The sequence below is a fragment of the Candidatus Microthrix subdominans genome (genome assembly GCA_016719385.1).
In the GTDB taxonomy this organism is placed as follows: domain Bacteria; phylum Actinomycetota; class Acidimicrobiia; order Acidimicrobiales; family Microtrichaceae; genus Microthrix; species Microthrix subdominans.
The window spans coordinates 158,835-180,649 of sequence record JADJZA010000009.1 but is presented as its reverse complement, the minus strand read 5'-3'; the positions used below and the strand labels follow the sequence as shown (position 1 = coordinate 180,649).

At 70.0% G+C, this 21,815-nt stretch carries 16 protein-coding genes and 1 pseudogene; 8 read left to right on the top strand and 9 right to left on the bottom strand.

Features of this window, described 5'->3' with window-relative positions; genetic code table 11:
• Positions 1-5: 5 nt before the first annotated feature.
• Positions 6-1,727 carry an AMP-binding protein gene (locus tag IPN02_17305; GenBank protein ID MBK9298545.1) on the bottom strand — a complete coding sequence of 574 codons (1,722 nt, stop codon included), beginning with the start codon at positions 1,725-1,727 and terminating at the stop codon, positions 6-8.
• 79 nt (positions 1,728-1,806) lie between these two features.
• Here IPN02_17305 and IPN02_17300 point away from each other — a divergent pair, with 79 nt between their 5' ends.
• Both IPN02_17300 and IPN02_17295 read left to right on the top strand, forming a co-directional pair.
• Positions 1,807-2,439: a DNA-3-methyladenine glycosylase 2 family protein gene (locus IPN02_17300; protein MBK9298544.1), complete on the top strand. Its 633-nt coding sequence runs from the start codon at positions 1,807-1,809 to the stop codon at positions 2,437-2,439.
• A 114-nt stretch (positions 2,440-2,553) separates the two neighbouring features.
• Complete coding sequence (locus IPN02_17295; protein MBK9298543.1) at positions 2,554-3,642, top strand: S-(hydroxymethyl)mycothiol dehydrogenase; 1,089 nt, start codon at positions 2,554-2,556, stop codon at positions 3,640-3,642.
• Between the two features lie 54 nt (positions 3,643-3,696).
• Here IPN02_17295 and IPN02_17290 read toward each other — a convergent pair whose 3' ends face one another.
• The 8 genes and pseudogenes from IPN02_17290 to IPN02_17255 all read right to left on the bottom strand — a co-directional run bounded on the left by IPN02_17290 (position 3,697) and on the right by IPN02_17255 (position 13,871).
• The gene (locus IPN02_17290; GenBank protein MBK9298542.1) at positions 3,697-6,108 is read right to left on the bottom strand and encodes an excinuclease ABC subunit UvrA; all 2,412 of its coding nucleotides are present in this window, start codon (positions 6,106-6,108) and stop codon (positions 3,697-3,699) included.
• Between the two features lie 36 nt (positions 6,109-6,144).
• Positions 6,145-7,191 carry an ATP-binding cassette domain-containing protein gene (locus IPN02_17285; GenBank protein MBK9298541.1) on the bottom strand — a complete coding sequence of 349 codons (1,047 nt, stop codon included), beginning with the start codon at positions 7,189-7,191 and terminating at the stop codon, positions 6,145-6,147.
• Position 7,192: 1 nt separating this feature from the next.
• Positions 7,193-8,497, bottom strand: a complete 1,305-nt coding sequence (locus tag IPN02_17280; GenBank protein ID MBK9298540.1) for an ABC transporter ATP-binding protein — start codon at positions 8,495-8,497, stop codon at positions 7,193-7,195.
• Positions 8,494-9,453, bottom strand: coding sequence for an ABC transporter permease (locus IPN02_17275; GenBank protein MBK9298539.1), 960 nt, complete (start codon positions 9,451-9,453; stop codon positions 8,494-8,496). Before IPN02_17275 ends, IPN02_17280 begins: the two co-directional genes overlap by 4 nt.
• A pseudogene (locus IPN02_17270) lies at positions 9,446-10,394 on the bottom strand (ABC transporter permease). Before IPN02_17270 ends, IPN02_17275 begins: the two are co-directional and overlap by 8 nt.
• Positions 10,395-10,415: 21 nt before the next feature.
• A complete protein-coding gene (locus tag IPN02_17265) occupies positions 10,416-12,128 on the bottom strand; it encodes an ABC transporter substrate-binding protein (GenBank protein ID MBK9298538.1) in 1,713 nt (570 codons plus the stop codon).
• A gap of 97 nt (positions 12,129-12,225) precedes the next feature.
• On the bottom strand, positions 12,226-12,948 hold the full coding sequence (locus tag IPN02_17260; protein ID MBK9298537.1) for an rRNA small subunit methyltransferase 1: 723 nt from the start codon (positions 12,946-12,948) through the stop codon (positions 12,226-12,228).
• Positions 12,930-13,871 carry a glycerophosphodiester phosphodiesterase gene (locus tag IPN02_17255; protein MBK9298536.1) on the bottom strand — a complete coding sequence of 314 codons (942 nt, stop codon included), beginning with the start codon at positions 13,869-13,871 and terminating at the stop codon, positions 12,930-12,932. The genes IPN02_17260 and IPN02_17255 overlap by 19 nt, the downstream gene beginning before the upstream one ends.
• On the opposite strand from IPN02_17255, the gene IPN02_17250 reads away from it, so the two are divergent.
• The 6 genes from IPN02_17250 to uvrC all read left to right on the top strand — a co-directional run bounded on the left by IPN02_17250 (position 13,807) and on the right by uvrC (position 21,711).
• Complete coding sequence (locus IPN02_17250; GenBank protein MBK9298535.1) at positions 13,807-15,087, top strand: MFS transporter; 1,281 nt, start codon at positions 13,807-13,809, stop codon at positions 15,085-15,087. The genes IPN02_17255 and IPN02_17250 overlap by 65 nt on opposite strands.
• A 57-nt stretch (positions 15,088-15,144) precedes the next feature.
• On the top strand, positions 15,145-15,936 hold the full coding sequence (locus tag IPN02_17245; protein MBK9298534.1) for a transglutaminase family protein: 792 nt from the start codon (positions 15,145-15,147) through the stop codon (positions 15,934-15,936).
• A gap of 9 nt (positions 15,937-15,945) precedes the next feature.
• Positions 15,946-16,767, top strand: a complete 822-nt coding sequence (locus IPN02_17240; protein ID MBK9298533.1) for a methyltransferase domain-containing protein — start codon at positions 15,946-15,948, stop codon at positions 16,765-16,767.
• Between the two features lie 89 nt (positions 16,768-16,856).
• The gene (pyk, locus tag IPN02_17235; protein MBK9298532.1) at positions 16,857-18,284 is read left to right on the top strand and encodes a pyruvate kinase; all 1,428 of its coding nucleotides are present in this window, start codon (positions 16,857-16,859) and stop codon (positions 18,282-18,284) included.
• Between the two features lie 16 nt (positions 18,285-18,300).
• The gene (locus IPN02_17230) at positions 18,301-19,419 is read left to right on the top strand and encodes a patatin-like phospholipase family protein (GenBank protein ID MBK9298531.1); all 1,119 of its coding nucleotides are present in this window, start codon (positions 18,301-18,303) and stop codon (positions 19,417-19,419) included.
• Between the two features lie 405 nt (positions 19,420-19,824).
• A complete protein-coding gene (uvrC, locus tag IPN02_17225) occupies positions 19,825-21,711 on the top strand; it encodes an excinuclease ABC subunit UvrC (protein ID MBK9298530.1) in 1,887 nt (628 codons plus the stop codon).
• Positions 21,712-21,815: the final 104 nt, after the last annotated feature.

Sequence of the window (21,815 nt, the reverse complement as noted above, 5' to 3'; positions counted from 1 at the left end):
CGTGGCTAAACCGATTCGTTGGGAGCGTGGGGCTCGGAGGGGTCCGGGGCGAGCTGTGCCCGAGCCCACGGGTAGTCCGGCTTGCCGCTCGGCGACCGCACCACCTGGTCGACGAGCACCAGACGGCGAGGCAGCTTGTAGTCCGCCAGGTGCGCCCGCCCGAACTCCCGCAGCTCGTCCAGGCTCAGCCGAGCGCCCGGGCGCAGCGCCGCCACCGCTCCAACCGCCTGGCCGAAGCGGGCATCCTCGGCGGGGGCGACGACCAGGTCGACCACCGACGGGTGATGGGCCAGTCGTTCCTCGACCTCCTCGGCGAACACCTTCTCGCCGCCGGTGTTGATGCACGCCGACTCCCGGCCGAGCAGCTCGATGTTGAGCCGATCCCCGGAGCGCCGGTACCGGGCCCGATCGCCGGTGACCGCCAGGCGCCGGCCGCCGAGGACGGGGAAGGTGCCGGCGGTGCGTCCCGGGTGGCCGAGGTAACCCAGCGGCACCCGGCCGCTGCGGGCCAGCCAGCCGACCTCCGAGCTCGGTCGACCCTCGGGTGGGGGTTCGATCAGCGCGTCGGCCGCGTCGTTGACGATCACGGTGCCGGCGCCGGGGCGAAACGCCCGCGCCTCGGCCTCGACCGTCATCCCGGGGGGGCCGGCGCGGTGACGGTGCACCGCTTGGCGACCGGACTCCGAGCTGCCGAGCACGTCGACGATGCTCAGGTGGGGCCAGCGTTCGGCCAGCTCCGACTTGACCGACGGGGAGAGGATCGCACCTCCGGTCAGCAGGTGGCGGAGGCTGGGGAGTTGCCGGTGACGGCGGCGGTCGGCCTCGAGCAGCGGCCGGGCGAAGGCATCGCCGACGATGATCAACGCGGTTGCCTCGCCCCACTCGACCGCGTCGAGCACCGCATCCGGGTCGAAGCGCTCGGGGTGCTCGGGCAGGATGACCGTGCCACCCTTCAACCAGGCGGCCAGCGCATTCCAGTGGGCGGCCCCGTGCATGAACGGCGGCGCCGGCAAGGTGATGGGCGGAGCGTCGGGCAACGACGCCGCCCACGCCTCGGCACCAACCTCGTCGGCGAGTTCGCCCGGGTGGAACCCCAGCGCCGACACGGCGAAGTCACTCTGGCGCCACAGCACCCCCTTGGGCGTGCCGGTCGTGCCGCCGGTGAACACCACATAGCGGTCCTCGTGGCTCCAGGCCGCACGCACCTCGTCGGGCAGCGCCCCGGCGCCGGCGAGCACCTCCTCGTAGTCGAGCGCCCCGGGCAGGAGGGGATGGCCGGAGTCGTCGGGCACCCGCAGGATCAGCCGGGGGCGGTGCGCCAAGCGGGGGAGGGCCTCCGACAGGGTGGGGGTAAACGCCTGGTGATAGACGACCGCTTCGGGTTCGGCGTCGTTGAGCAGATCGACCAGCTCGGTCGCCCGGTAGCGGTAGTTGACGTTCATCCCCGTCGCCCGGGCCTTCCAGGCGCCGACCATCGCCTCCAGGTACGCGGGGTGGTTGTGCATGTAGAGGGCGACCCGCGGGTTGGGGCACCGCCACGGCTCGGTTGGCGCCGCTGCCGCAACCGGGGGAGCGACGATGCCGGCCTCGACCAGCGCCGCCCCGAACGCATCGGTACGCCGGGCCAGGTCGGCCCACGTCGTCGTGCGGTCCGGGGTGCGCATCGCCGGTCGATCGGGCCTGGCCCGGGCGATGGCATCGAACAGGGTCGGGAAATGAGGTTCCACGTCAGGGACCGTACCGGGCCCGAATATGAAATGGCTTCGGAGAGTGCTCGGCGGGCCGCATACGTGGCAGGCTCGGTCGATGGCACGGGCTGCCCGCTGGGTCTACGAGGGGGTTCGGGAGCTGCGGGGAGTCAGCCCGCAGCTCGACACCTTGATCGATCGGCACGGCGCGCCGCCGTGGGGGCGTCCGATCCCGGTCGCCGACCGCTTCCCAACCCTGGCGCGGGGCATCGCCTACCAGCAGCTGGCCGGCGCCGCCGCCGCAGCGATCTGGGGGCGAGTCGAGGCGGCATCCGGCGGTGCCCCGGTCCACCCAGCCGCCCTGCTGGCCGTGCCCGAGGCCGAGCTGCGGGCCGCCGGGCTGTCCCGGGCGAAGGTGGCGGCGCTGCGGGACCTGTCGGCCCGTGTGCTCGACGGGCGGCTTCGCCTGGGGCGGCTCGGGACGATGTGCGACGAGGAGGTCACCGAACGGCTGGTCAGCGTGCGAGGCATCGGTGAATGGTCGGCGCAGATGTTTCTGATCAGCGCGCTGCGACGACCCGACGTGTGGCCCTGCGGCGACGTCGGCGTGCGGGCCGGCTGGGGCAAGGCGCATCGCACCGAGGCGCCGTCGGTCCATCAGATGCCCAAGCTGGGCGAACCGTTTCGGCCCTACCGTTCCCTGGTCGCCTGGTACTGCTGGCAGAGCGCCGATACCGCCCTCCCCGAGTAGGGGGGTTCCGCTGGGGGCATGGGTGCCACCCGGGCAGTGCGGGCGGTCGGAACGGCCGAAAGACGAGCGGACGGCCGACTAGCTTCGGGCTGACAGCCAATCGAGGGGGACCAGATGTCGATGACCGTTCGTGGAGTGATCGCGCGCAGCAAAGGCGCACCGGTCGAGGTGACCGACATCGTCGTCCCCGACCCCGGTCCGGGCGAGGCCCGGGTGACCGTGCAGGCCTGCGGTGTCTGCCACACCGACCTGCACTACCGCGAGGGCGGCATCTCCGACGACTTCCCGTTTCTGCTCGGCCATGAGGCGGCCGGCATCGTCGAGTCGGTCGGCGAGGGGGTCACCGAGGTCGAGGTGGGCGACTACGTCGTGCTGAACTGGCGGGCGGTGTGCGGCGAGTGCCGGGCGTGCGCCAAGGGCCAACCTCAGTACTGCTTCAACACCCACAACGCCACGCAGCAGATGACCCTCACCGACGGCACGCCGCTGTCGCCCGCACTGGGCATCGGCTCCTTCTGCGAGGCGACGCTGGTGGCCGCCGGCCAATGCACCAAGGTGAACCCCGAGGCCGATCCGGCTGCAGCGGGCCTGCTTGGGTGCGGCGTGATGGCGGGCTTCGGCGCAGCGGTCAACACCGGCGAGGTGTCACGTGGCGATTCGGTGGCCGTCTTCGGCTGCGGTGGTGTGGGTGACGCCGCCATCGCCGGCGCAGCGCTGGCCGGGGCCACCACGATCATCGCCGTCGACCGCGACCCGAAGAAGCTGGAGTTGGCCACGCAGTTCGGCGCCACCCACACGGTCGACGCCTCGTCGGTCGACCCGGTCGAGGCGATCCAGGACGCCACCGGCGGGTTTGGCGCCGACGTCGTGATCGAGGCGGTCGGGCACCCCGAGGTTCTCAAGCAGGCGTTCTACGCCCGCGACCTGGCCGGCACGATGGTGCTGGTCGGCGTGCCCACCCCCGACATGGTCATGCCCGAGCTGCCGATGATCGACTTCTTCGGCCGCGGCGGGGCACTGAAGCCGTCCTGGTACGGCGACTGCCTGCCGAGCCGCGACTTTCCGGCGCTGACCGACCTGTACCTGCAGGGCCGGTTTCCCCTCGACAAGTTCGTCACCGAACGCATCGGCATCGACGATGTGGAGGAGGCTTTCACCAAGATGGGCACCGGCGACGTCCTGCGCAGCGTTGTCGAACTGTAGGGCTGGGTCCCCGCTTCGCTGAGACCGTTCAGGCCACGGAGGCTGGCTCGCCGCTTACCGGCCGACGTAGGCGGCGAGGTGCTCGCCGGTGAGGGTGCTGCGATCGGCGGTCAGGTCGGCGGGCGTGCCCTCGAACACCACCCGGCCGCCGTCGTGGCCGGCGCCGGGACCGAGGTCGATGATCCAGTCGGCGTGGGCCATCACCGCCTGGTGGTGTTCGACGACGATGACCGACTTTCCGGAGTCGACCAACCGGTCGAGCAGGCCGAGCAGGTGCTCGACGTCGGCGAGGTGCAGCCCGGCGGTCGGCTCGTCGAGCACGAACACGCCGCCCCGTTCACCCAGGTGGGTGGCCAGTTTGAGCCGCTGGCGCTCACCCCCGGACAGGGTGGGCAGGGGCTGGCCCAGCCCGATGTACCCCAGCCCGACGTCGACGAGCCGGGTGAGGATCTTGTGGGCCGCCGGAAGCGCAGCCTCACCGTCGCCGAAGAACCGCTCCGCCTCGTCGACCGTCATCGCCAATACCTCTGCGATGTTTCTCCCGGCCAGGGCGTACTCGAGCACCTCCGGCTGAAACCGCTTGCCCTCGCAGTGCTCACACGTGGTGGCCACGCCGGCCATCACGCCCAGATCGGTGTAGAGCACGCCGGCGCCCTTGCACTCGGGACAGGCGCCCTCGGAGTTGGCGCTGAACAGCGCCGCCTTCACGTCGTTGGCCTTGGCGAACGCCTTGCGGATCGGGTCGAGCAACTTGGTGTAGGTGGCCGGGTTGCTGCGCCGGGAACCCTTGATCGCTCCCTGGTCCACCTCGACCACCCCGTCGCGCCCCGCCAACGATCCGTGGAGGAGCGAGCTCTTGCCCGACCCGGCCACGCCGGTGACGACGACCAGCACCCCGAGGGGGATGTCGACGTCGACATCGACCAGGTTGTGAGCGTTGGCGCCCCGGATCTCCAGCGCACCCTTCGGTGCCCGCACCGCCGCTTTGAGCGTTGCCCGGTCGTCCAGATGGCGACCGGTGATCGTGTCGCTCGCGCGCAACCCCTCGACCGTGCCCTCGAAGCACACGTGGCCTCCGCCCGTGCCGGCACCGGGGCCCAGGTCGACGACGTGGTCGGCGATGGCGATCGTCTCGGGATCGTGCTCGACGACCAGCACGGTGTTGCCCTGGTCCCGCAACCGCAGCAACAGCGAGTTCATGCGCGCCACATCGTGGGGATGCAGCCCGATCGTCGGTTCGTCGAAGACGTAGGTGACGTCGGTGAGCGACGAGCCGAGGTGGCGGATCATCTTGACCCGCTGCGCCTCACCGCCCGACAGCGTGCCGGAGGGCCGGTCGAGGCTGAGGTAGCCCAGGCCGATGTCCTCAAACGAGTCGAGCACGTGCCGGAGCCCCGAGAGCAGCGGCGCAACCGACGGCTCGTCGAGCCGGGCGACCCAGCCGGCCAGGTCACCGATCTGCATCGCGCACAGCTCGGCGATGTTGGCGCCGTCGATCGTCGAGGCGCGGGTCTCGTCGCTCAGCCGGGTGCCGTCGCACCCGGTGCAGGTGGTGAACGTCACCGCCCGCTCGACAAAGCGGCGGATGTGGGGCTGCATCGCCTCGACGTCCTTGGACAGGATCGACTTGCGCACCTGTCCGATGAGACCCAGATAGGTCAGGTTGGTGCCGTCCACCTTGATCTTGGTCGCCTCCTTGTACAGGAGGTCGTCGAGTTCGGCGGCGCTGAACTCGACGATCGGCTTGTCCGGGTCGAACCAGCCGCAGCCGCGATAGATCCGGCCGTACCAGCCGTCCATGCTGTAGCCGGGGACGGTGATCGCCCCCTCGTTGAGCGACTTGGTGGCGTCGAAGATCGCCGACAGGTCGATGTCGTCGATCGCTCCCATGCCCTCGCAGCGCGGGCACATGCCCCCGGTGATCGAGAAGCTGCGGGTCTCGCTGGTCGTTCGCCCCTGCTTCTCGAAGCGGACCCGCCCGGAGCCGCTGATCGAGGCCACGTTGAACGAATAGGCCTGGGGTGAGCCCAACCGCGGCGTCGCCAGCCGGCTGAACAGGATGCGCAACATGGCGTTGGCATCGGTCACCGTGCCGACCGTGGAGCGGGGGTTGGCCGCCAGGCGCTCCTGATCGACGAGGATCGCTGTGGTCAGGCCGTCGAGCATGTCGACCTCGGGACGGGCCATCGTCGGCATGAACCCCTGAAGGAATGCGCTGTAGGTCTCGTTGATCAGCCGCTGGGACTCGGCGGCCAACGTGTCGAACACCAGCGAGCTCTTGCCCGAACCGGACACGCCGGTGAACACGCTCAGGCGGCGCTTCGGAAGCTCGACGCTGAGGTCGGCCAGGTTGTTGACCCGGGCGCCCACGACGCGGATCGTGTCGTGGGCGTCGGCGGGATGGGCGGGTCCGCCTACGTTCGACCTATTCGAAGCAGGGCCCCGCTGGTCAGCTGTGACGTTCAGGGCCACCGAGGCCCTAATGGTCCCAGGTGATCCGGCTCAGATGGTGGGGGCGTTCGCCTTGGTCATCGGGGTGTCGACCGCGGTCGGCGTCAGCGGGAAGTGGCAGGCCACCCAGTGATCGTCGTCGTCGCCGACACGGGCCATCTGGGGCTCCACCTGCGAGCAGATGTCCTGGGCGATCGGGCAGCGAGTGCGGAACCGGCAGCCCGACGGCGGGGTGATCGGCGAGGGCAACTCGCCCTCGAGACGGTGCTCGACGTCCTGGGGCACCTCGGGGTCGGGCACCGGGATCGACGAGATCAGCGCCCGGGTGTACGGGTGGGCGGGGGAGTCATAGAGCGTGTCCGGCGGGCCGATCTCGCACATCTTGCCCAGGTACATCACCGCCACCCGGTCCGAGATGTTCTTGACCACCGCCAGGTCGTGGGCGATGAACACCAGCGTGAGGCCGTAGCGCTGCTTCATCTCCTCGAGCAGGTTGAGGATCTGGGCCTGCACCGACACGTCGAGCGCCGACACCGGCTCGTCGCAGATGATCAGCTTCGGGTCGGTGATCACCGCCCGTGCGATCGAAATGCGCTGGCACTGGCCGCCGGAGAACTCGTGTGGCTTGCGGTCGCCGGCCGCCTCCGGGTCCACGCCGACGTCGGCCAGTGTGGTCGACGCTTTGGCGGTCCGCTCGTCGTTGGTGCCCAGGTTCCAGATGTTGAGCGGCTCGGCGACGATGTCGATCACCGAGCGGCGCGGGTTGAGCGACGAGATCGGATCCTGGAAGATCATCTGCATCGTCGGCCGGGTGGCCCGCAGCGCCTCGCCCTTCAGCGAGGTCAGCTCCGTGCCGTCCAGCGTGACCGTGCCCCGGGTGGGAGGCGGCAGCTGCATGATCGCCTTGCCGGTCGTCGACTTGCCGCAGCCCGACTCGCCCACCAGGCCCAGCGTTTCGCCGGGGGCCACATCGAAGCTGATGTTGGAGACGGCGTTGACCTTGCGCCCGCCCTTGGCGGGAAACTCCATCACCAGGTTCTCCACCCGAAGCAAGACCTCGTCGGCGGGGCGCAGGTGCGCTGTTCCGGAACCAGCCATCTCAGCTCTCCTCGGTCGCCGCGGGCGACCCGTCGGCCTGGGTGTTGATGTGTGGGGGGGTGATCGTGTTCGTTTCGTCGCTGCCCGCCGGTCGGTCCGCCTGGGCGCGGTCGGCCTGCTCGGCCAGCTGTGACCGCACCGATGCATGGGACGACGGCGAAACCGTCGTTTCGTCCAGCACCACCTCATCGCCGGGCAGCGACACCCCGGCGCGCCGCAACTGCACACGGATCTCGTCGTTGGCCGGGGAACCGACCGGGAAGTGGCAGGCGTAGAAGTGGCCGGGAGCGGTCGGGCTTTCGATCAGCTGAGGTTCCTCGGTGCGGCAGCGGTCCTGCGCATAGGGGCACCGGGGGCTGAAGCTGCATCCCTCCGGAGGGTTGACCAGGTCGGGCGGCCGTCCGCCGATGGCCACCAGACGGGTGTGCGACGCCATCTCCAGCTTGGGGATCGCGGCGAGCAACGCCTCGGTATAGGGCATCTTCATCTCGCGGAACAGCACCCGGGTCGGGGCGCGCTCGACGATGCGCCCGGCATACATCACCGCGATCTCGTCCGCCCGGGAGGCGACGACGCCCAGGTCGTGGGTGACGAGGATCATGCCCATGTAGCGCTCGCGCTGCTGTTCGGCCAGCAGGTCGAGCACCTGGGCCTGCACGGTAACGTCGAGCGCTGTGGTCGGCTCGTCGGCGAAGAGCAGTTTGGGACCGCACGCCAGGGCGATGGCGATCACGACCCGCTGGCGCATGCCGCCGGACATCTCGTGGGGATAGACGTCGATGCGCTTGTGGGGCTCGGGGATGTGGACCGCCTCGAGCAGCGCCATGGTGCGCTCGCGGGCCTCGCTCTTGGACAGATCGAGGTGCACCCGCATGCTTTCAGCGATCTGGGCACCCACCTTCATCACCGGGTTGAGGGCGGTCATCGGATCCTGGAAGATCATCGCCATCTCGGTCGCCCACAGGTCGCGGTATTCGGCCTCGGACAGGTCGGTGATCTCCCGACCGCTGAGGCGCACGGTGCCCGATCGCTCGACATTGCGCCGGGGCGTGAGCCCCATGATCGAACGGCTGGCAACCGACTTGCCCGAGCCGGACTCGCCGACGATGCCGAGCGTCTTGCCCCGCTCGACGGTCAGGCTGAGCCCGTCCACCGCGCGCACCATGCCCCGCGGGGTTCTGAACGCCGTGTGCAGGTCGGTGACCTCCAAGAGAGGAGCGTTGGCGGAGTCCGTGCCACCCGAGGTGCCCTCGGTTGGCCGGGTCGTTGGATGGTCGGTTGCCGCAGCATTGGTTCCAGGGCTCACAAGAGGCTCTCTCTCACGTTGAATCGCTTTTGGATGACATCGCCCAGAAAGTTCAGGGACATGACGGTGAAGAAGATGAAGATGGTCGGCGCGATCACCATCATCGGCACCCGCCGCAGCTCGGGCTTGCCCGCCGCCAGGATGTTGCCCCAGGACGGGGTCGGCAGCTTGACGCCCAAGCCGAGGAAGGCCAGGCCGGCCTCGGCCACGATGGCGACGCCGATCGCCAGCAGGGTGATCGCCATCATGGCGGGGACGACGTTGGGCAGCACGTCACGGAACAACACCCGCCATGGTTTGGCGCCCATCGCCCGGGCGGCCATGACGAAGTCGCGGTCGGCCCACGCCAGCGTGTTGGCTCGCGTGATCCGGGCGAGCAGCGGGATGGCGATGATGCCCAACGCCGCCATCAACACGACGATCCGCTTGGCGACCGAATCCTGGGGCCCGTTGGCGAAGACCGAGACCAACAGCAGCGCCAACACCAGCTGCGGGAATGCCAGCAATGCGTTGAACGTCGGCGACAGCACGGCATCGGTCTTGCCCCGGAAGTAGCCGGCGGCCAGGCCGAGCAGCCCACCGACGAGCAGCCCGATGGCGATGGCGCCGACCGCGATCACCAGTGTCCACTTGGCGCCGTTGATCAGCCGGCTGAACAGGTCGCGCCCCACCTCGTCATAGCCGAGGATGGCGGCGCCGGAGGGGCCTTTGCGAGCGTTGATCGGGTTGGCGGCGGTCGGGTCGACGAGAAACAACGGGGCGAAAATCGACGCCAACGTGATGACGGCCAGCCAGGCGATCGACAGCCAGGCCCCGATGCCGAGGGGTGCCCGCTGGTCGGTGGGGATCAGCTCATCGGGTCCGGATGCGGTCATCGAGTCGAGCGCGCTGACCGGCCGTACGGGCGCGGCGGCCTCCTCGAGGAGGTCTTCGGTCGAGGTTGGGGTCTTAGGCATTGCGGATCCTCGGGTCGACGAAGCCGTAGAGGATGTCCACGGCGATGTTCACCAGCACGAACAGGATGGCCATCGCCGCCACGAAGGTCTGCAGGGCGCCGTACTGCCGGGACAGGATGGCCTGGGCGGTGAGGGTGCCCAGCCCCGGGATGCCGAAGATCACCTCGACGATCAGTGCGGAGCCGATCATCGTGCCCACCGACAGGCCGGCGACGGTCAGCAGCGTGATCGACGACGCCCGTAGGGCGTGGCGCCACATGATGCGCCGAGGCGACAGCCCCTTGGCCCGGGCCATCGTGATGAAGTCCTGGCGCAGGGTGGCGATCAGGTCGGTCCGCAGCAGGCGCATGTAGATCGCCGCCGGACCGAGCGACAGCGCGAAGGCCGGGATGATCACGCGCCGGAGGTGACCGATGGTGTCGTACCAGGGGTCCCGCCAGCCGGACGGGGGTAACCAGTGCAACTTGACGCCGAGCACGTACGCGAGGATCAGCGTGAGCGCGAAGCCGGGTATCGACAGCGCTGCATAGGCCGAGTTGGAGATCATCTTGTCGATCCAGCCCCCCCTCGTGGGAGGCGGAGTAGATCGCCAAGGGGATCGCCATCGCCAGGGCGAGCACCTGGGCCCACAGCATCAGGATCGCCGAGGTTCGGATCGCCGGCCAGAACTGGTCGGCAACCGGCCGGTTGGATGACACGGTGTAGTAGTTACCCAGGTCGCCGGTGGCAAAGCCGCCCAGCCACTTGACGTAGCGCACGGGCACCGGGTCGTCCAGGTTGAGGTCGGCGCGGATCTCGTCTCGTTGCTGACCCTCGGCGAACGGGGCGATGACCGTCACCGGGTCGCCGGGGATGAAGCTCATCACCACCGCGGTAACGAACGTGACCACGATGACGACGAGCACCAACTGGCCGAGACGGGTAAGTATGAACTTGGCCATTGGCGTCAGGCTCCCTTGGGACTATTCATCGATCGTCTTCACATCGACGGGGATGTAGTCGACCTCGGCCTCCGGAGGACACGAGACGCCCTTCCGGCACAGCCCGTGCACCGCATGTCCGCTGGACAGCCCCGGGAACGGCTTGGAACCGTCGGGGTTGTTGGGCCCGAGGATGCCCAGGACATCGGGCTGGGTGACGATCGCCCAGTGCGACGAGTAGGCCCATATGTTGAAGACCTCCTCGCTGAAGGTGCGGTTGACCTCCTCGTACAGCTCGGTCCGTTTGGCCAGGTCGGGTTCGGAGCGGGCCTCGACCATCAGGTCGTTGATCTTCTTTCCGCCCGGGTGCATCCACTCGCCGTCCTCGGTCTTGGCGTTGAAGCGTGCGAAGTTGGTCGGGCCGTCGGTCCACCACACCGACTGCAGGTCGGGCTCGGTGCCCGGGTGCAGCCGGAAGACCGACGCTTCGAAGTCGCCGCTGATCGCATCGTTGATCAGCTGGGCCTGGTCGATCGTCTTCAAGTTGATCGTGACCCCGCTTTCTGCGGCCAACTGCTGGAGCAACTGGCCGAGGCTGAGGACGGAAGGGACGACCGACATCTCGAACTCGAGCGGCTGGCCGGTCTCCTCGACGTACTTCCTGGCGTACTCCCGAGCCTTCTTCGGGTTGTACTCGGGGAAACCCGGGTCCTCGAGATAGCCGGGGCTGCCGGGCGGGAACGGCCCGCTGCGCTGTTCGGCCAGGCCGGCATAGACCGCCTGGTTGATCGCCTTCCGGTCGCCGCCGTAGGCGAGCGCCAGCCGGGCGTTCTTGTTGGAGAACGGCAGCTTGGAGTTGTTCAACATCACATAGCTGAGCTCGGCGAACTTGAACGTGTCGTACATGTTCAGGTTGCCGGTGTCGGCGTCGGTTCGGAAGTCGTCGACCACCAGGTCGTCAGACACGTGCATCGCGTCGATCTCGTCGCCGCGCAGCGCGTTGGAGCGAGCGTCCCCGTCGGGGATCGGCCGGAACTCCATGCCGTCGAGCAGCGGGTAGCCCTCGATCCAGTAGTCGGGGTTCTTCTTCAGCACCAGCTTGTCGCCCGGGCTCCAGCTTTCGAACATGAACGGTCCGGTGCCGATCGGCTTGGCATCGCACGTGTCGGGGTCGTCGAGCTGGGCCTGGGCCATCACCCCGAAGCGGTTGGAGCTGTTGAGGAAGGCGGGGAACGCCCGCCAGGGCACCCCGGTCGTCACCTTCACCGCGTACTCGTCGACGACGTCAACCGACGCGATGTTCCCGTAGATGAATTGCTGCAGCAGAGCGCTTCGGCCCGGGTACTGGCCCCGGTTGGCGTCGAGGTTGTTCTTCACCACCTGGGCGGTCAGGGGACTGCCGTCGTGAAACGTCACGCCCTTGCGCAGCGTGATCGTCCACTCGGTGTAGTCGTCGTTGGAGGTGACGTCCTTGGCGAGAAAAGGCACGTACTCGCCGTTCTCGTCCGGGATGGTGAGCGGGTCGTACAGCGCCCGGGCGGTCTGCAGCCCAGCGATGGCCAGTTGCCCTTCGGGGAGGCACCAGCCTCCGTCGTTCTCCGCCTCCATGCCGTAGATGACCGTGTTCTCGGCCGGAGGCGGGGTGCATGCGGCCAGCCCGGCGGCCAGCACGGCCAAGCCGATGAGGGCCCGGAGCGGCGACGCCCAGCGGGCGCGCGATCCGGTCGACTGCACGCTCGTGCCAGGTGCTTTCACGTGGTTGCTCGCTCGCTGATGTCGCACCCCTTCAAACCGTTGCGTCACACCCGAGGTGATCACAGCGTGTGACCCCCAACACAGGCGCGGCGACACTCTAGGGCATTGACGCGTCGCCGGCGCGAAGGGCGTCGACGACGACCACGTACTCCCCGCGCGCCTGACCAATCGGGGTGCTCAGCGTGCCGATCACCACCCGTTCGTGGGTCTTGGTCAGGTCCTTGGCCACCAGCGCCCGCCGGTCCGGTCCGCAGGCGTGCGCAAGGTCGGCGAGGGTCGCCTCGACCCGGCGGGGGCTCTCGAAGATCACGGAGGGCACGGCGCTGTGGGCGACCGCCTCGAAACAGCGGTGACGATCGGCGCCCGAGCGGGGCGGGAAGCCGGCCATCACGAACCCGGATCTCGCCCACCCGACACGGGCGAGCGCGTCCGAGACGGCGGAGCGCCCCGGCACGACGGCGACCGAACCCCCGGCGGCGCGGACCCCGGCGACGAGGCGCTGCCCCGGGTCGGAGATGGCGGGCAGCCCGGCGTCGCTGACCAGCCCGACCCGCCGGCCTGCGTCGAGCTGGGCGAGCGTCCAGCCGACGGCGGCCGCCTCGTTCTCCCGCCGAACCGAGCGCAGGCGCGGGGCGGCGATGCCCGCCGCAGCGAGCAGCCGACGGGTGCGACGGGTGTCCTCGCAGGCGAGGACGTCAACCCGCTGAAGCTCGAGGCGGGCGGCGGAAGACAGGTCGTCGACATCGCCGATCGGCGTGGCGATCACGACCAGGGTGCCCAAACCCGCTGACGCAGGCTCGTTCAGGTGACCGGATGCCATTGGTCTCGGCGCTTCAGCACGCCGCCCAGGTTTTCCAGGCTGTCGGTGATGATGCCGTCGACGCCCAGGTCGAGCAGGCGCTCGATCTCGGCCGGCTCGTCGATCGTCCAGACGTGGACGAGGACGTTGGTCCGGTGGGCACGGGCGACGCTCCTGCGGGTCACCAGCTCGACGTTGCGATGCGACGTGGGCACCTGGAGTACATCGAAGCCCCGGCCCACCCGACCGGCGCGCCATTGGGCGATCTCGCGCGGTGTGGCCGCCGTGCACGCCTTATCGCCCAGGTCGCGTCGCAACCGGATGAGCCGCTCGCTGGAGAACGAGGCCACACACACTCGGGGGAGGGCCTTGGTGCGGCGAAGCACGGCGCTCAGATGGGATGCGGCGGCATCGGACTTGGGGTCGATGTTGAAGCGGTGACCGGGGAACTCCTCGAGCAGCTCCTCCAACCTCGGGATCGGCTGGTCGCCCACCCTGGCCTTGGCCACCTCGGCGTAGGGCAGCTCCGCGATGGTGCCCTCCCGGTCGGTCACGCGGTCGAGGCGATCGTCGTGGAAGGCGACCAAGACCCCATCGGCGGTGGCGTGGGTGTCGGTCTCCAGAAACGGGTAGCCGGCGCTCAGCGCCTTTCGGAAGGCGGCGATCGTGTTCTCGGGCGCCTCCGATGCCCCGCCACGGTGGGCGATGGCGTGAGGGGTCGGGAGGTCGAGGTAGGGATGGAGCGTCGGTGCCACATCGGGGAGTCTCCCACCCCGGTCCGGCGATGCCCAGGATCGAACCGGTCGCTGCCATCCTGGGGCCGTGCCGACCCCGTCGACCGACCGCCGCAGCGCCGCATCTCCGCGCGGCGAGGCACCGGTGGTCGGACTGCTGGCGCCGTTGTTGCCGGCGATCGTCGCCTCGATCCTGCCGGTCTTTCTCATCGGCGCCCTCGTCGGTCCGATGGGCTCGGAGTTCGGCTACCGGGAGACCACCGCCGGCTGGCTGATGGCCTCGTTCTTCGCCGTTTCGGCGCTCGTGTCCCGGCGCGCAGGATCGATCGCCGACTCGGTCGGCCCGGTGAGGACGCTGCAGGTCGGGCTGTCCGGCTCGGCCGTCACCGGGGCGACGATGGCGACGATCGCCGACTCGGTGCCCGTGCTGGCCGTGGCGATGATGGTTGGCGGCGGGTGCAACGCGCTCACCCAGATCGCCGCCAACGTGTACCTGGCCCGATACCTCCCGCCGGCCCGGCACGGCGTGGCCTTCTCGATCAAGCAGTCGGCCAACCCCGGCGGTGTGCTGGTGGCCGGACTGCTGTTGCCGACCCTGGTGCTGACCACCGGCTGGCGCAGCGCGTTCGGCGTCGCCTCCGGTGCCGCCCTGGCCGCTGCGCTGGGCCTGGAGGCGGTTCGACGTTGGCATCCCGGCCTGCGGGTGGCCAACCGCAGGCCTGCGGACGCCATGCCCGCCCCGGCGCCCGCCGCCAAGCCCGCCCCAGCGTCCGCCGCCATTCCCGCCCCAGGGCCCGCCGCCTCGCTCCCTACCCCGGCCTCGCCGCGGAAGGATCGGACGCTGGGGCTGGTGGCGGCTGCGGCTGGGTTCGGCTCGGCCAGCGCGGTGGCGCTCGGCGGCTTCTACGTCGAGTCGGCCCGGGACGCCGGCGTCGGCCTTGCCGCCGCCGGGCTGGCCGCCTCGCTGGGATCCGCCACCTCGATCGTCGGTCGCATCGTCGCCGGGGTGCGGGCCGACCGCACCGGCGCCTCACCCGAGCGGATCCTCGGCTGGGTGGCGGCAATGCTTGCGGTCGGCGCAGTGGCGCTCATCGGGTTCGGGCTGCGCACCCCGTGGGCGCAGTGGCTGGCGCTGCCCGGCGCCTATGGCATCGGATGGGCGTGGCCCGGCGTGTTCAACCTGGCGGTCGTCCGGGCCCGCCCCGACGAACCGGGACGGGCCACTGGCGTCAGCCAGACCGGCATCTACGTCGGAACCACGCTCGGCCCGCTGATCTTTGGGCCGGTGTCCGAGTCGCTGGGCTACCCGCTCACGTGGTCGACCGCTGCGCTGCTGGCGCTGATCAGCGCCGCCGGCATGCTCGCCGCCCGGCGCGACCTGGAGCGCTCCGCCCCCGCCACACCGCCCCGGGTGACGCAGGCGTGATCGTCTGGCCGCCAACAGCGCGGGGGCGATCGGCTGACGGCGCCGTAGGTTGACCACGTGGATGCGTCACACCAGCTGCTCGACGAACTGACCGGCGCCCCCGAGCGCGGACGCTTGGAGCGGGGCCTGATCGCCATCGCCGTCCACGCCGATCCGGCCCTGGACCCCGCGCTGGTCACCGGCCAACTCGATCGCCTGGCCGAGAAATACGGCCACGCCGACCCGGCCCGCCTGTGCGCCGGGCTGTTCGGCACCGACGGCTTTCAACCCAACATTCACAACTATTACGACCCCGCCAACTCGCTGGTCAACCGGGTGCTCGAGCGCCGCTTGGGCATTCCGCTGTCGCTGTCGGCCCTGGCCTTGGCCGTCGCCGAACGCTGGGACACACCGCTGGTCGGGGTGGGCATGCCCGGGCACTTCCTTCTCGGTGAACCGGGCCGGGTCGACGGGGCGGGGCGCTACTTCGACCCCTTCGATCGGGGCCGAACCCTCACGCCCGGCCAAGTGGCCGACCTCCACGTCCGGCTGCTCGGCCGTCCGCTCCCGCCCGACTCGCTCGACCCGGTCGACCATCGCGTCATGTTGGTGCGCACGCTCGCCAACCTGCGGATCGCCTACGGACGCCACCACGACCTTGAGGGGCTGGCCTGGGTGCTTCCGCTGCTCGCCCAGTGCTGTGCCTCCAAGATCGACGCCCAACAGGAACTTGCGGTCGTGCTCACCCGTCTGGGTCGCTGGGGTGCCGCCGCCACCGTGTGCATGGCGCTGGCCGAGGGCATCGACGACGACGAGCGTTCCAGCCGGTGGCGGGCCGAGGGCCGCCGCCTCAGCGCGCTGCTGAACTGAGCCGTGTCGGTGCCGGACGGCCCCAGCGACGGTCGATACACCCACGGCCATCACGAGTCGGTGCTGCGCTCCCACCGGTGGCGCACCGCCCACAACTCCGCCGCCTACCTCCTCGAGCGGCTCACGCCCGGGGATTCGGTACTCGATATCGGTTGCGGCCCGGGAACGATCACCGCTGATCTGGCGGCGCTGGTGGCCCCGGGGCACGTCGTGGCCCTCGACCGCAGCCCGGACATCGTGGACGAGGCGGTGGCGTTGGCCTCCGACCGGGGCCTGGACAACGTCACCGGGCACGTGGGCGATGTTCACTCCATCGAGTTCCCCGACGCTCACCTCGATGTGGTGCACGCCCACCAGGTGCTCCAGCACGTCGCCGACCCGGTGGCCGCGCTGACCGAGATGGCCCGCGTCGTCCGCCCCGGCGGGGTCGTCGCCGCCCGGGACGCCGACTACGGGGCCATGGGCTGGTACCCGGCCGACCCGCGGCTCGACCGCTGGATGGCGACCTACCAGTCGGTGGCCCGCCGCAACGGCGGCGAGCCCGATGCCGGCCGGCGTCTGCTGGCGTGGGCCAACCGGGCCGGCCTGCCCAACCCGGTCGCGTCGGCATCCACCTGGTGCTTCAGCACCCTGGAGGATCGGCGCTGGTGGGGCGGTCTGTGGGCCGACCGGATGCTGCACTCAACCCTCGCCGCTCAGGCGGTGGAGCTCGGTATCGCCGGTGCCGACGAGCTCGCCGAGTACGGCGCCGCTTTTCGGGAATGGGCCGAGCACCCAGATGGCTGGTTCCTCGTGCCCCACGGCGAGATCCTGGCCACGCCGGCCGAGTGACGTCCTGGCCAGGACGGCGGATCGAACCTCCGGGTCCGGGTCCAGGCCCGGGCCGAAGCACACCGACATCGCCTCGTTAGGCTGGGATCATGCCCCGCCGCACCAAGATCATCGCCACGCTCGGGCCTGCGTCCGAGCCCGAGGAGACCCTTCGGGCCATGATCGAGGCCGGCTGCGACGTGGTGCGGCTCAACCTGGCCCACGGCACGGTCGGCCAGGCGATCGAGCGCATGCGGCTGGTGCGACGCCTGGCGGCCGAGACCGGGCGCGTCGTCGGCATCCTGGCCGACCTGCCCGGCCCCAAGGTGCGCCTGACCGAGTTCGTCGAGGGCGGCATGGTGCTGCACGAAGGCGACACGGTGTCGGTGGCACCGGGTACCGATCGCTCGGGTCCCGACGGGCTCTGGGTGGACTATCCGCTGCTGATCGACGACGTCGGCCCCGGCGACGTGCTGACCGTCGGCGACGGCGGGGTCGCACTGCGGGTCACGTCCAACGACGGGGTATCGCTCAAGGCCACGGTCAGCGGCGAAGGCCTCATGCAAGGGCGTCCGGGGCTGCACATCCCGTCCGATCGGCTCACGATGGGAACGCCGACCGCCGAGGACCTGTACTTCCTCGATGCCCTTGTCGAGGAAGGCGTCGACATGATCGGCATGTCCTTCGTCCGCTCAGCCCACGACATCCGCCGGATCGGGGTGGAGCCGCCGCCGCGGGGTCCGCTGATCGTCGCCAAGATCGAAACGCGGGCGGCGGTCGAAAACCTCGAGGGGATCCTCGAGGTGGCCGGAGCGGTCATGGTGGCGCGCGGCGACCTGGGCATCGAGTGCGGCATCGAGGAGCTGCCCCACCTGCAAAAGAGCATCATCCGCAGCTGCATCGCCTCGGGCCGGCCGGTGATCACGGCCACCCAGATGCTCGAATCGATGGTGCACGCCGCCGCCCCGACCCGGGCCGAGATCACCGACGTGGCCAACGCCATCTTCGACGGCACGTCGGCGGTGATGCTCTCGGGGGAGACCGCGGTGGGCCACGACCCGGTCGAGGTGGTGGCGACGATGTCCCGCATCGCCGAGCGTGCCGATGCCGAGTTCGACTACGAGGCATGGCCTCGCGGCATCCGCAACCTGCGCCGCACCGCCGCCACCTCCGTCGAAAGCTCGATCACCGACGCAATCAGCGGCGCCGCCTGGCGGGCGGCCACCGAGTTGGACGTCGCCGCCATCGTGTGCGTGTCCGACACCGGCTTCACCGTGCGCTCGATCGCCCGATTCCGCCCGTCGATGGGCATCATCGGGCTGTCGCCGTCGCAACGGACGGTCAACCAGCTGTCGCTGAGCTGGGGGGTCACGCCGATGGGGGCTCCCAGCCAGAATGACGATTCCAAGGTGGACGACCTGGCCACCCGCGTGCGCGACAGCGGACACGTGCGCTCCGGCGACCTGATCGCGGTGGTGTGGGGCTCGGGCATCGGCGTTCGCAAAACCGACACGGTGCGCCTGTTGCGGGTCCCGTGAGCGAGCCGGTGAACCGATGAAGATCCCGGCCTGGCTACCCCGCCCCAAAGGTTCCACCGAGCGCCCCGAAGCCGAGCCGGCGGTCGCCGCCGACGGCACGACCGCGGTCCCCAAGCCCCGGCGCCACAAGGAGCCCCGGGTGGCCTTCGTCCTCTCGGGCGGCGGCAACCTGGGCTCGGTGCAGGTGGGCATGATGCGGGCGCTGGCCGAGCGCTCGATCCGCCCCGACGTGGTGCTGGGGTGCTCGGTCGGTGCGCTCAACGGCGCCGCCTACGCCGCCGACCCCACCCTGGCCGGCGTCCGGCGCATGGAGGCACAGTGGCGGGAGGTCACCGGCGACAAGCTGATGCCCACCGGCCGCATGCCGAGCATGGTGCAGCTGCTGCGCAAGGGCGAGGCGGTGTCCTCAAACGAGGGGCTTCGCTCGCTGGTCGGCACCTTCCTCGGCGATCGTCAGACCTTCGAGTCGCTCAAGATCCGCTTCGAGTGCGTGGCGACCGACCTGGTGTCGGGCGTGGCCCGCTGGTTCGGCTCCGGCGAGCTGCTCGATCCGATCCTCGCTTCGGCCGCGTTGCCGGCGGTGTACCCGCCGGTCACGCTCGAGGGCCGTCGCTACGTGGACGGCGGGGTGATCGACAACGTTCCGATCTCCCGAGCCGTCGAGCTGGGTGCCGAGCGGGTGTACGTGCTGCACGTCGGGCTGCACGGCCGGCCCGAGGCCACGATCCGTCGTCCGGTCGACGGCGCCATGTTGGGCTACTGGATCGCCCGTAACCACCGCTTCATGCGGGATCTGTCCAACATCCCCAACGGCACCCAGGTGGTCATCCTGCCCACCGGCGCGCGCCCCGAACTGCGCTACGACGACTTCAGCCGCACCGAGGAGCTGATCCAGGTCGGATATCTACGGGCGGCGGAGTTCCTCGACGGCGACGAGTTTGCCTCCCTGCCCAAGCCGTCCCGTTGGTTGGGGCGCCTGGGCCTGGGTCGGCCGGGCGTGGTGATCGGCCCCCGGCTGCCCGCCGACGCGCTCTTGCCCGGCCCCGGCGACGGTGCTGCGTTCGAGGACGACGCCGAGCTCACCGCGGCGCTCAAGCTGGTCGAGGCCGCCTCGCCCCACCCCGGCGACGCCTAACCCGCCCACAGCCCGACCCGACCACACCCCGAACCGACCACACCCCGAACCGACCACACCCCGAACCGACCACACCCCGAACCGGGGAGCCCACACGACCGCCAGGGCGCGCTGTGGGCTCCCGGGTTGGCGGCGTGTCCCGACGCTGGACTCGACCCACCCATCCCGAACCGGGGAGCCCAAACGACCGCCAGGGCGCGCTCTGGACTCCCGAGTTGGTGGCTTGTCCCGAACCGGGGAGCCCAAACGACCGCCAGGGCGCGCTCTGGGCTCCCGAGGCTCCCGAACCGGGGAGCCCAAACGACCGCCAGGGCGCGCTCTGGGCTCCCGAGTTGGCCAACGAGGTGGGGAGACGGGCGCTCGGTGGGAAGGAGACGGCGGCGTCGGACCGTAGGCTGCGACCCGATGATTGAGCGTCCCCCCGCCGGTACGATCCCCGACGAACCCGGCAGCTACCAGTTCCGCGACGGTGACGGCCGGATCATCTACGTCGGCAAGGCCAAGTCGCTGCGCCAGCGGCTGTCCAACTATTTCGGCGACCCCCGCACCCTGCACGTGCGCACCGCCCAGATGGTGGCGGCGGCCGAATCGGTCGAATGGATCACGGTCCGCAACGAGGTCGAGGCCTTGATGCTGGAGTACAACCTGATCAAGACCCACCGACCGCGCTTCAACGTGCGGCTGGTCGACGACAAGTCCTACCCCTACCTGGCCCTCACCTTGGGCGACGAGTGGCCCCGGGCGATGGTGATGCGGGGCAAGCGCAAGAAGCCCAACCGCTACTTCGGGCCCTTCGCCCACGCTTACGCGATCCGCGAAACGCTCGACCTGCTGTTACGCACGTTCCCGATCCGAACCTGCACCGACGGCAAGTTCAAGCGATACGCCGCCAGCGGACGCCCCTGCCTGCTCTTCCACATCGAGAAGTGCTCGGCGCCCTGCGTGGGCGAGGTGAGCCGCGAGGACTATAACCAGATGTTGGCGGACCTGGCGGCGTTCCTTGAAGGTGACACCCAACCGGTCCTCGACGAGCTGCGAGGCCGGATGACGGCCGCGGCAGCGGAGCTCGACTTCGAGTCGGCGGCACGGCTGCGGGACCGGCTGGCCAACGTCGAGCGGGCGATCGAGCGTCAACAGATGGTGGCACCGGGCAACGAGAACTTCGACGTGATCGGGCTGGCCGAGGACGAATTGGAGGCGGCGGCCCAGGTGTTCCACGTCCGCCACGGCCGGGTGGTGGGGCGCAACGGCTTCATCCTCGACAAGGCGCTCGACCTCGATACCAGCGAGACGATGGCCGAAGTGATCGAGCAGCTGTACGCCGAGGATCCGGTCGTCGGCCTGCCCAGCCTGATCGTTGTGCCCGCCGAACCGGCGGACGGCGAACTGTTCACCCGCTGGCTGAGCGAACGGCGTGAGTCCAAGGTGCAGATTCGGGTACCCCAACGCGGGGACAAGCGCGAGCTGCTCGAGACGGTGACCCGCAACGCCACCGACAGCTTCAACCGGCACCGGCTGAAGCGTGGCTCGGACCACAACAGCCGGGCCAAGGCGCTCAACGAGATTCAGCTGGCGCTCGACCTTCCCGAGGCGCCGCTGCGCATCGAGTGCTTCGACATGAGCCACCTCCAGGGCACCGATTACGTCGGCTCGATGGTGGTGCTCGAAGACGGGCTGCCCAAGAAGAGCGAGTACCGGCGCTTCAAGGTGCGCACCGTCGGCGGACGCTACGCCGGCGACTCCGACGACTTTGCAGCGATGGAGGAGGTGGTCACCCGGCGCCTGAAGGCCTTCGTTGCCGACCGCGACCTGCCGCTCGCCGAACGGGGCAAGTTTCAGTACCCGCCGCAGCTGTTGCTGGTCGACGGCGGGAAAGGCCAGCTGAGCGCCGCCGTGCGTGCCTTGGAGTCGGTCGGCCTCTCAGAGGAGATCCCGGTCGCGTCGCTGGCCAAACGCTTCGAGGAGGTGTTCGTGCCTCACTCCGATGTGCCGGTCGAGGTGCCCCGCGGCTCCGACGCGCTGTTCCTCTTGCAGCGCATCCGAGACGAGTCCCACCGCTTCGCCATCGGCTATCACCGCACCCTGCGAGAGAAGCGGTCGACGGCGTCGGTGCTCGACGACGTGGCCGGGCTGGGGCCCACCCGCAAGAGGCGGCTGCTCGACGAGGCCGGGGGCATCACCAAGCTGCGGGCAGCCGAACCGTCCGAGCTGCGGGCGTTCAGCTGGCTGCCCGACGCCGTCGCCGACGGGGTGTGGGAGGCGCTGCACGGCATCCCGGTGGCTGACAGCTGACGGATGGCTCCGGCTGGAACGCGCTACCCGAGCCGTCGGCCGGAGATGACCCGTCCACACCTTCCGGTTGCCGGATGCTCAAACGGCGATGCCGAAGCGGGTCG

Coding starts and splice junctions, on each gene's coding strand:
- IPN02_17295 (MBK9298543.1), top strand. CDS start 2,554: ATGTCGATGACCGTTCGTGGAGTGATCGCGCGCAGCAAAGGCGCACCG.
- uvrC (MBK9298530.1), top strand. CDS start 19,825: ATGATTGAGCGTCCCCCCGCCGGTACGATCCCCGACGAACCCGGCAGC.
- IPN02_17230 (MBK9298531.1), top strand. CDS start 18,301: ATGAAGATCCCGGCCTGGCTACCCCGCCCCAAAGGTTCCACCGAGCGC.
- IPN02_17275 (MBK9298539.1), bottom strand. CDS start 9,453: ATGCCTAAGACCCCAACCTCGACCGAAGACCTCCTCGAGGAGGCCGCC.
- pyk (MBK9298532.1), top strand. CDS start 16,857: ATGCCCCGCCGCACCAAGATCATCGCCACGCTCGGGCCTGCGTCCGAG.
- IPN02_17300 (MBK9298544.1), top strand. CDS start 1,807: ATGGCACGGGCTGCCCGCTGGGTCTACGAGGGGGTTCGGGAGCTGCGG.
- IPN02_17255 (MBK9298536.1), bottom strand. CDS start 13,871: ATGAGAAAGACCGGCAGGATCGAGGCGACGATCGCCGGCAACAACGGC.
- IPN02_17285 (MBK9298541.1), bottom strand. CDS start 7,191: ATGGCTGGTTCCGGAACAGCGCACCTGCGCCCCGCCGACGAGGTCTTG.
- IPN02_17260 (MBK9298537.1), bottom strand. CDS start 12,948: ATGGCATCCGGTCACCTGAACGAGCCTGCGTCAGCGGGTTTGGGCACC.